The 9,503-nt window shown below is 70.6% G+C and carries 10 protein-coding genes; 6 read left to right on the plus strand and 4 right to left on the minus strand.

Annotated features, from left to right (window positions below):
- Positions 1-155: 155 nt before the first annotated feature.
- Positions 156-728, plus strand: a complete 573-nt coding sequence (locus AB0C75_RS34890; RefSeq protein ID WP_362896395.1) for a rhodanese-like domain-containing protein — start codon at positions 156-158, stop codon at positions 726-728.
- Between the two features lie 6 nt (positions 729-734).
- On the opposite strand, the gene AB0C75_RS34895 is transcribed toward AB0C75_RS34890, so the two are convergent.
- Entirely contained in the window at positions 735-2,036 is a 1,302-nt protein-coding gene (locus AB0C75_RS34895; RefSeq protein WP_362896397.1) for an alpha/beta fold hydrolase, read from the minus strand.
- 188 nt (positions 2,037-2,224) lie between these two features.
- On the opposite strand from AB0C75_RS34895, the gene AB0C75_RS34900 reads away from it, so the two are divergent.
- Both AB0C75_RS34900 and AB0C75_RS34905 read left to right on the plus strand, forming a co-directional pair.
- The gene (locus tag AB0C75_RS34900) at positions 2,225-3,049 is read left to right on the plus strand and encodes an aldo/keto reductase (RefSeq protein WP_362896399.1); all 825 of its coding nucleotides are present in this window, start codon (positions 2,225-2,227) and stop codon (positions 3,047-3,049) included.
- Between the two features lie 84 nt (positions 3,050-3,133).
- Positions 3,134-4,108: an acetylxylan esterase gene (locus AB0C75_RS34905; RefSeq protein WP_362896401.1), complete on the plus strand. Its 975-nt coding sequence runs from the start codon at positions 3,134-3,136 to the stop codon at positions 4,106-4,108.
- A 143-nt stretch (positions 4,109-4,251) separates the two neighbouring features.
- On the opposite strand, the gene AB0C75_RS34910 is transcribed toward AB0C75_RS34905, so the two are convergent.
- Positions 4,252-4,695, minus strand: a complete 444-nt coding sequence (locus AB0C75_RS34910) for a nitroreductase family deazaflavin-dependent oxidoreductase (protein ID WP_362896403.1) — start codon at positions 4,693-4,695, stop codon at positions 4,252-4,254.
- Between the two features lie 298 nt (positions 4,696-4,993).
- Between AB0C75_RS34910 and AB0C75_RS34915 the strand changes: the two genes are divergently transcribed.
- The 3 genes from AB0C75_RS34915 to AB0C75_RS34925 all read left to right on the plus strand — a co-directional run bounded on the left by AB0C75_RS34915 (position 4,994) and on the right by AB0C75_RS34925 (position 7,391).
- Positions 4,994-6,355, plus strand: a complete 1,362-nt coding sequence (locus AB0C75_RS34915; RefSeq protein WP_362896405.1) for an FAD-dependent oxidoreductase — start codon at positions 4,994-4,996, stop codon at positions 6,353-6,355.
- Positions 6,356-6,449: 94 nt separating this feature from the next.
- A complete protein-coding gene (locus tag AB0C75_RS34920) occupies positions 6,450-7,070 on the plus strand; it encodes an L-threonylcarbamoyladenylate synthase (protein WP_362896407.1) in 621 nt (206 codons plus the stop codon).
- A 126-nt stretch (positions 7,071-7,196) separates the two neighbouring features.
- The gene (locus tag AB0C75_RS34925; protein ID WP_362896409.1) at positions 7,197-7,391 is read left to right on the plus strand and encodes a DUF6381 family protein; all 195 of its coding nucleotides are present in this window, start codon (positions 7,197-7,199) and stop codon (positions 7,389-7,391) included.
- On the opposite strand, the gene AB0C75_RS34930 is transcribed toward AB0C75_RS34925, so the two are convergent.
- Both AB0C75_RS34930 and AB0C75_RS34935 read right to left on the minus strand, forming a co-directional pair.
- Complete coding sequence (locus AB0C75_RS34930; protein WP_362896411.1) at positions 7,376-8,416, minus strand: MsnO8 family LLM class oxidoreductase; 1,041 nt, start codon at positions 8,414-8,416, stop codon at positions 7,376-7,378. The genes AB0C75_RS34925 and AB0C75_RS34930 overlap by 16 nt on opposite strands.
- Before the next feature lie 156 nt (positions 8,417-8,572).
- Positions 8,573-9,391: an endo alpha-1,4 polygalactosaminidase gene (locus tag AB0C75_RS34935; RefSeq protein WP_362896413.1), complete on the minus strand. Its 819-nt coding sequence runs from the start codon at positions 9,389-9,391 to the stop codon at positions 8,573-8,575.
- Positions 9,392-9,503 lie beyond the last annotated feature (112 nt).

A 9,503-nucleotide genomic window follows, 5' to 3' on the forward strand; every position in this document is an offset into this window, starting at 1 on the left:
TTCGGGGCAGGGAGCAAGGGAGCGTTCCGGCGGTGACCACATCGGCGCGCAGAGCCGGATCGCAATACCCCTAGGGGTATTATTGCCATCCCGGGGCGCCGGGGTGAGCAGGACCCCGGACCCCACCGCTCCGGCGACCGAAAGGAACCCCGCCCGTGATCAGCCCCGCCTCCCTCTCCCCCACCGAAGCCGCGGCACGACTGGAGGAGTTCACCGTCATCGACGTCCGGGCCCCGGGCGAATACGCATCGGGACATGTGCCCGGCGCCCTGAACATCCCGCTGGACCGGCTCCCCGAGGCGGTCCCAGCCCTGAAGTCGGCCTCCGCCCGCGGCTCCCTGCTGGTGGTGTGCGCCTCCGGCGTGCGCTCCACCAGGGCGTGCGAGGTCCTCGCCGACGCCGACATCGACGCCGCCACACTGACCGGCGGGACCTCCGCCTGGGAGGGCGACGGGCACGGCCTCGACCGCCCGGTGGGCGCCCGGGCGGTCTGGCCGATGGAGCGCCAGGTGCGGCTCGCCGCCGGTTCCCTGGTGGTGGCCGGCCTGCTGGCGGGCAGGCGCTTCCCCGCGGCGCGTTGGCTGTCGGCCGGCATCGGCGCCGGGCTCGTCTACTCCGCGGTGACCAACACCTGCGGCATGGCGGCCGCCCTGTCGAGCCTCCCGTACAACCGAGCGCCGCAGTCGGCGGCCGGTCTGGACGCGACACTGGACGCGCTGCAGGGCTGACAGCCCTTAGCGGTCGCTCTCGCCCCGGACGAGGGCGAGCAGCCGGTCCAGGACCCGGGGGCCGCCCGCACGCACGCCGTCGTGCTCGTATTCGCTGGTCACCCAGGTACGCAGCCCGCGGATCGAGGACGCGGTGCGCAGCGCGTGGCCGGTGTCCACATACATGTCGTCGTGGTAGACGGCGGCGGCGACCGGCACCTCGTTGGCCGCGAGCCGCTCCGTGTCGTACAGGACGGGCCAGTCGGTACGGGCGGCGAGCAGCTCCGCCGTCTCGCGCAGCGGGCGCAGCGAGGGGTCGACGTCGAAGTGCCAGGGGTGGATACTCTCGCCGGTGAAGAGCAGGGGCCCCTCGCCCGCCAGTGCGGCGGCGGCGTCGAACTGCGGGAACTCGGCGCGGACACGCTCGGCGGCCCAGTCCGTGGGCCGCGCGCCCTGACCGTAGATGATCTCGTGCATCACGGCGTACAGCGGGTGGCCTGCGAACGAGGTGGCGGTGCGCATGGCCTCCTGGAAGGCGTCGGACAGCTCCGTGCCGTCCGGGCCTTCGACGAACGCGTTCTCCAGGAGATAGTGCAGCTGGTGGCTGCCGTTGCCGGAGCCCAGCATGATGCCGAGGGACTGGAATCCCTCGGGTGTCAGCGTGTGGCCCGCACTGTCCGGGCGGTGCTCGGCGAGGTACGCGGCGATGGCACGGGCCCGGGCGACGTCCTGCGGGTAGCGGGCGTAGTGCGCCGCGACCTTCCGCTCGATCCGCGGATAGGCGGCGCGGTAGACGTCGTCGGCGTGCGCGTCCAGCGAGGGCAGGCCTCCGGTGATCAGGACGGCGGCGAGGCCCTCCGGGGCGGCCGAGAGATAGCGGACGGCGCAGAAGCCGCCGAAGGACTGCCCGAGGACGGTCCAGGGCGCGCCGCCGGTGAGCCGGGGGCGGATCAGTTCGCAGTCGCGGACGATGCTGTCGGAACGGAAGTGGGCGAGGTAGTCGGCCTGCTCACGCGGGCCGCCGCGCACCGGCAGGGTCTGCCGGTTGGCCGGGGTGGACAGCCCCGTACCGCGCTGGTCGAGGAGCAGCACTCGGAACTCTCGCACCGCCCGCCCCAGCCAGGCTTCCGTCCCGACGAAGCGGCGGGCGCCGAAGCCGGGGCCGCCCTCCAGGTAGACCAGCCACGGCAGATCCTCGCCGGCACTCCCGCTCGCCACCGCTTCGCGGCCGAAGATCTCGATCGTCTCGCCCCCCGGGTCGTCGTGGTCGAGCGGGACCGTGAAGTGCCGGTCGGTGAGGACGATGCCGGGCTGGCGACTGCTGTTCAAGAGAGCTCCTGTATCCGGTGTTTCCCGGACAGTTCAGCACACTGCCCGGTCGCCACTTCTACCGGCGCTTGCCATTAACCCGCGTATGCAATTATTGTCTACGCCAGTAACCATTGCACGCGGATCGAATCGGCCCGAAGGACACCCGGGCCCGCATCTCCCGGTCCGGCACCACGAGAGGCATCACCATGTCCACGGTCCCCACCGTCACCCTCAACAACGGCGTCACGATTCCGCAGCTCGGATTCGGCGTCTTCCAGGTTCCGGACGACGAGACCACCGCCGCGGTCACCGCGGCCCTGGATGCGGGCTACCGCTCCATCGACACCGCCACCGTCTACGGCAACGAGGCCGGGGTGGGCCGCGCGCTCGCCGAGTCCGGACTGACCCGCGATGAGCTGTTCGTGACCACGAAGCTCTGGAACGCGGACCAGGGATACGACGCGACGCTCACCGCTTTCGACGCGAGCCTGGCGGCGCTGGGCCTCGACCATGTGGACCTCTATCTCATCCACTGGCCCACCCCGGCCCGCGACCTCTACGTCGATACCTGGCGCGCCCTGGAGAAGCTGCTGGCCGACGGCCGGATCAGGGCCGCCGGCGTCTCCAACTTCCAGCCCGCGCACCTGCGCCGGCTGCGGGAGGAGAGCTCCCTGGTCCCGGCGGTCAACCAGATCGAACTGCACCCGGGCCTCCAGCAGGGCGAACTGCGCGCTCTGCACACGGAGTACGGCATCGCCACCGAGGCCTGGAGCCCGCTGGCCCAGGGCGCACTGCTGGACGACGAGGTCCTCGTTTCCCTCGCCGAACAGCACGGGAAGACTCCGGCCCAGGTGGTTCTGCGCTGGCACCTCCAGCTCGGCAATGTCGTGATCCCCAAGTCGGTCACGCCCGCGCGCATCCGCCAGAACATCGACGTCTTCGACTTCGAGCTCTCGACCGCGGACATGGACGCGGTCGCGGGCCTCGACCGTGGCATGCGTACGGGCCCGGACCCCGACACGCTCAACTGACCGGCTTCACAGGCCGCTCACGGGCCGTGGGCCGACCGTCGTACGGTGTGACCATTCATTTCCCACGGCTTGAGGCGGTCCCACATGGCCCTGTTCGATCTCCCTCTCGATGAACTGCACGCCTACCGCAGCAGGTCGGTGGAGCCCGAGGACTTCGACACCTTCTGGTCGGACACGCTCGACGAGACCAGGGCCCACGATCTGGACGCCCGTTTCGAGCCGCGCACCGACATCGGCCTGGTCACGGTCGACGTGTACGACGTCACGTTCGCCGGCTTCGGCGGCCACCCCGTCAAGGGATGGTTCGTGATACCCGCCGGAACCACCGAACCCGTGCCGGTGGTGGTGGAGTTCGTCGGATACGGCGGAGGCCGGAGTCTGCCCCACACACACCTGCTCTGGGCCTCCGCCGGCATGGCGCACTTCGTCATGGACACCCGCGGCCAGGGCAGCGGGTGGGCCCCGGGCGACACCGCCGACCCGGTGGGCTCCGCCCCCTCCCTGCCCGGATTCATGACCCAGGGCATAGAGGACCCGACCACCTACTACTACCGCAGGGTGATCACGGATGCCGTACGCGCGGTGGAGGCGGCACGCTCGCACCCGCTGGCCGACGCGTCCCGCACCGCGGCGGTCGGCGCGAGCCAGGGCGGCGGACTGGCGCTCGCGGTCGGCGGGCTCGTGCCGGACCTCGCGGCCGTGGCACCGGATGTACCGTTCCTCTGCGACTTCCCCCGGGCGACGCGGATGACCGACCGCAAGCCCTATCGCGAGATCGGCGACTACCTCAAGACGCACCGGGGCAAGGCCGAGCAGACCGCGAGGACGCTCGCCTACTTCGACGGGGTCCACTTCGCCGCGCGGGGACGGGCGCCCGCGCTGTTCTCCGTGGCCATGGAAGACCTGACCTGCCCGCCGTCCACCGTGTTCGCCGCGTTCAACGCCTACGCGCACGCCGAGAAGGAGATCGAGGTGTACGACTTCAACGACCACGAGGGCGGTGGCCCGTTCCAGCATGCCGTGCAGCTCACACGGCTCCCCCGACTGCTGAAGGCCTGACGGACGCACCCGGCCCGGCCAGGACCCCTTTGGCTCGCCTCACCCGCGAGTCCCGTTCTCACGCGCGAGTCAGGGTCCCGGCTCACGCGCGAGTCAGGGTCCCGGCCGGTGCCGGTCGCCAGGAAGGGCCCGGTCGCCGGCGGTCAGCTCCGGCCGGCCGGGGACAGGACGAAGACCGGGATCTCCCGGTCGGTCTTGGTCTGGTAGTCGGCGTAGTCGGGGAACGCCTCGACCGCGCGGCCCCACCACAGGGCCTTCTCCTCGCCCGTGACCTCGCGGGCGACCATGTCCTGGCTCACCGTCCCGTCCCGCAGCCCGACCTCGGGGTCGGCCCGCACGTTGTAGTACCAGACGGGGTGCTTGGGGGCGCCGCCCAGGGAGGCGACCACGGCGTACTCCCCGTCGTGCTCGACCCGCATGAGCGGGGTCTTGCGGAGCTTGCCGCTCCTGGCGCCGCGCGTCGTCAGGAGGATGACGGGCATGCCGCGCATGGTCGTCCCCTGCGTTCCGCCGGAGCTCTCGATGAGTTCGACCTGCTCACGGACCCACGTCGTCGGGCTCGGCTCGTATTCGCCCTCGATCGGCATGGCACATGTCCTCTCGTCGGAGTACTGCGGTCGTGCGTCCATCATGGCTCCCACGTGCGCCGCAGATGCGCAGGGACCTGCCGTCTCATTTCTTGGACCGCCGTGAGACAGCTCAGAAAAGATCCACGTACAGAATCTGGCACCCTTCATACCCATAAGTTCGCATATTTGCCATTTATGCACTCGCCCCGCTCCAGGGACTTTCATGCGCAGGCCGTACCGTGGGGGCAGCGGAGTAAGCCAAGCCTTACCCCGCTGTACTCTGCCCGCGTTCGTCCGCCCTAAGGAACATCACTCCATGACACGCCCCGTCCGCGTCGCCATCGTCGGAGCCGGTCCTGCCGGAATCTACGCAGCGGACGCGCTTCTCAAGTCCGAGGCCGCCCAGGAGCCGGGCGTATCGATCGACCTGTTCGAGCGCATGCCCGCCCCCTTCGGCCTGATCCGGTACGGAGTGGCTCCGGACCACCCGCGCATCAAAGGCATCGTCAAGGCGCTGCACCAGGTCCTCGACAAGCCGCAGCTGCGGCTGTTCGGCAACGTCGACTACCCCGCCGACATCGGCCTGGACGACCTGCGGTCCTTCTACGACGCCGTGATCTTCTCCACCGGCGCCGACGCCGACCGCGCCCTCGACATACCCGGAATCGAGTTCGAGGGCTCCTACGGCGCCGCCGACTTCGTCGCCTGGTACGACGGGCACCCGGAGGTCCCGCGCACCTGGCCGCTGGAGGCCGAGAAGGTCGCCGTGCTCGGTGTCGGGAATGTGGCCCTGGACGTCGCGCGCATCCTCGCGAAGACGGCGGACGAGCTGCTCCCGACCGAGATCCCCGCGAACGTCCACGACGGGCTCAAGGCGAACAAGGCGCTGGAGGTGCACGTCTTCGGGCGGCGCGGGCCTGCCCAGGCGAAGTTCAGCCCGATGGAGCTGCGCGAGCTGGACCACTCGCCGAACATCGAGGTCATCGTCAATCCCGAGGACATCGACTACGACGCGGGCTCGATCGCCACCCGCCGGGAGAACAAGCAGGCCAACATGGTCGCCTCCACGCTGGAGAACTGGGCGATCCGCGACGTGGGCGAGCGCCCCCACAAGCTGTTCCTGCACTTCTTCGAGTCCCCGGTCGAGGTCGTCGGCGAGGACGGCCGCGTCGTCGCCCTGCGCACCGAGCGCACGGAGCTGGACGGCACGGGCAACGTCAAGGGCACGGGCCGGCACACGGACTGGGACGTGCAGAGCGTCTACCGCGCGGTCGGCTACTACTCGCAGGAGCTCCCGAAGCTGCCCTTCGACGTGGTCTCCGGCACCGTCCCGCACGCGGCAGGACGGGTACTGACCGGCGACGAGCAGATGCCCTCGGTGTACGTCACCGGGTGGATCAAGCGCGGTCCGATCGGCCTGATCGGGCACACCAAGGGCGACGCCAACGAGACCGTGGCCTGCCTGCTGGAGGACCACGCCGCCGGACGGCTGCCCGCCCCCACGCAGCCGGCGCCGGACGCGATCGTCGACTTCCTGGAGCAGCGCGGCGTCCGGTACACCACCAAGGAGGGCTGGCACCGCCTGAACGCCCACGAGCAGGCGCTCGGCGCCGAGCAGGGTCGTGAGCGCATCAAGGTCGTCGAGCGCACGGACATGCTGGACGCGTCCGGGGCCTGACGGCCCACGAGTGAACCCGTGTCCCCCGGCAATCCCCCGAACGATGAGGGAACGCCGGGGGCACGGTGCTGTCCGGCGGCCTTACACTCCCCGAATGGCCAAGTACTTCGATGTGCACCCCGAGAACCCGCAGCGCCGCACCATCACCAATGTGGCCGAGAGCATCCGGTCCGGCGCCCTCGTCGCGTATCCCACCGACTCCTGTTACGCCCTCGGCAGCCAGCTCGGCAGCCGCGACGGAATCGACCGCATCCGGTCGATCCGGAACCTCGACGATCGCCACCACTTCACCCTGGTGTGCCAGAACTTCGCGCAGCTCGGCCAGTTCGTCCAGGTCGACAACGACGTCTTCCGCGCGATCAAGGCGGCGACGCCCGGGAGTTACACCTTCATCCTCCCCGCCACCAAAGAGGTGCCGCGTCAGTTGCTGCACCCCAAGAAGAAGACGGTCGGCGTCCGGATCCCGGATCACACCGTCACACAGGCGCTGCTGGCCGAGCTCGGTGAGCCGCTGCTGTCCAGCACGCTGCTCCTGCCCGACGAGGAGGAACCGCTGACGCAGGGCTGGGAGATCAAGGAGCGCCTCGACCACGTCGTGGACATCGTGCTCGATTCCGGCGACTGCGGTACGGAGCCGACGACCGTCATCGACTTCTCGGGGGGCGAGCTGGAGGTCGTACGCAGGGGAGCCGGCGATCTCTCCAGGTTCGAGTAAAACGGACCGGCCCGATGTCCGCACGCACGGTCACTCCGCGCTTCCGGCGGCCCCGCCGAGATGCGCGCACCCCCGGGTGCCTGGTTCGGTGGAAGGGTCCGCTCCGTCCAGCGCCAGGGAGTGATCATGAGCGAGCCGGAGGAAGACGTCCGGGACCGTCTCCAGCGGATGCGCGGCCGGACCAAGGATCTTGAGAAGGCCGCCGAGCAGGCTACGGATCCGGCGGAACGCCGCCGTCTGCGGGATGAAGCGCACCGGCTCGAATCACGGAGCGTGCAGGTCAGCGGCATGGCGAGCGGGGACATCTACCCCATGGAATAGGCCTGATGCGAAGACTCCCGGCCCAGGCCCGCGATCCGGGCGAGGCGGCGCAGCGAGTCCACGAGCGCCGGGCGGTCGTACGTGCTGGTGGTGACCAGTACCTCGTCCGCGCCGGTCTCCTTGATCACCAGTTCGAGCCCGGCCGCCACGGTGTCCTCGGTCCCTGCCAGATGTCCCCGCAGTCCGTTCTCGAACAGGCCCCGCTCCTTCTCCGTCATGGCCAGGGCCTCGATCCGCTCGGCCGGCGCGAGCGGCGGAAAGGATCCGTGGGTGCGCGAGTACGCCATGGACCAGGCTTCGGGGACCAGGAGCCGCCGGGCCTGCTCCGTGGTGCCGGCGACGGCGACGGTGCCCGCGACGATCACATAGGGCTCGCGGCCCCAGGCGGAAGGACGGAAGCCCTCGCGGTAGGCCTCGATCGCCCGTACCAGCTTGTCCCGGCCGCGGAGATCACCGATGACGAGCGGCAGGCCGGCGGCCGCGGCGATGGCGGCGCCTTCGCCGGTCGCCAGGACGTACGCAGGGATGCGCAGCCCCTCCGCGGGGCGGGCGTGGACCTGAGGGTGGGCCCGCTGGGTGCCGTCCAGCCAGCCGAGCAGTTCGGCGAGCCGGTCGGCGAAGGCGTCGGCGTCCTCCTTGTCCCGGCCGAGTGCCCTGCGGATCCCATCGGTGAAGCCGACCGAACGCCCGAGCCCCATGTCGATCCGGCCGGGGAAGAGCGAGGCGAGCACCCCGAACTGCTCGGCCACGACGAAGGGCTGATGGTTCGGGAGCATCACGCCGCCGGTTCCGACCCTGATGGTGGAGGTCGCGGCCGCGACGGCGGCGGCCAGCACGGTCGGCGCCGAGCCCGCCACCCCGGGCACGCTGTGGTGCTCGGACACCCAGAAGCGGTGGTAGCCGAGGGCCTCGGCCTCACCCGCCAGCGTGACGGTGTCCCGCAGCGCCTGCGGGCCGTCGTGGCCCTCGCGAGTGCGGGAGCGGTCGAGGAAGGAGAACCGGGTCGATGCGATGGAAGAGCTCACGTATGAGTTCAACGCCTTCGGCGCGCCGGGATTCCCCCCGGCCGTCGATGGCCGGCGGCGGGCTCTGCATGACCTGCCCGCGCATCCGCGAGCCGGTGGACTTCTGAGGTCCGTGCCGGCCCGCGGATCTTCGGTGCGTCCCTGAGCGCGGCGTGCTCAGCAGGCCCGGCGGACGTACCCCTTCGCACCCGCGGGGCGCACATCGAGGTCCCGCAGGACGAGGGAGATGCTGGCGCCCCAGGTGGAGCAGCTCTCCTCGAAGCTCACGTCGCCCTCGCCCTCGTACTCGACGGCGAAGACCCGGTCTTCGTACGCGTCGGCGTACGCGTCGCATTCGTCGAACTGGGCGCATTCCTCCGTCACCGCGAAGTCGAAGCCGATCTCGGCGTGCCGTCCGAGCAGGTCGGTGGTGTTCTTCTGTCCGATCGCGAGGCCGTCGCTGTGCGCCCGTGCGGCCAGCGTCTCGGCGAAGGCGGCGTTGTGCTCCTTCGTCAGCCTGCCCTTCGAGCGTTCGAAGGAGTCGAGGTTGTCCGGCTCCACCGCCTGGAAGCCGCTCTTCGCGCAGCCGTCGATCCAGTCCCCGACGATCTCCGCGAGCTGGGTGCGCCGGGCGGCCGTCGAGGTGTCCAGAAGCACTTCGTCCCAGCCCTCGTCGATGATCGGCTCCCCGTCGTCGTCACGCAGCAGGAGGCCGGGGTGGGTGTCCTGCCACCACGGCAGTGCGCCGGGCTGTGTCTGGAACGCGTTGACGTAACAGACGTTGTACAGGCCCGGGGCAGGCTCGTCCTCACGGTCGCGGGACACCGCCCGCACCCCTTCGGGAGGCGTGTACCCCTCGCCGATCTGGTAGTCGTACTCCATGCCTGCGGTCGGCAGGAGCACGTCGGCGGACCCGGTAGGCCTCTGGGACCCGGCCGGCCGCTCGGATCCGGCGTCGGCGGGCGCTCCGTCCGCGACCGAGCACGACGCCAGCACGCATGTCCCGAGGACGGCGGCTAGGGCGCGTTTCGAAAGTAGCGCCGTCCGCCCGAAGGGCGGGCCCGGCGGCGTCCGGTGCGTGCGATCGCAAGGCGGAGGGTCGCCCCGA

The sequence above is a fragment of the Streptomyces sp. NPDC048565 genome (assembly GCF_040650935.1).
In the GTDB taxonomy this organism is placed as follows: domain Bacteria; phylum Actinomycetota; class Actinomycetes; order Streptomycetales; family Streptomycetaceae; genus Streptomyces.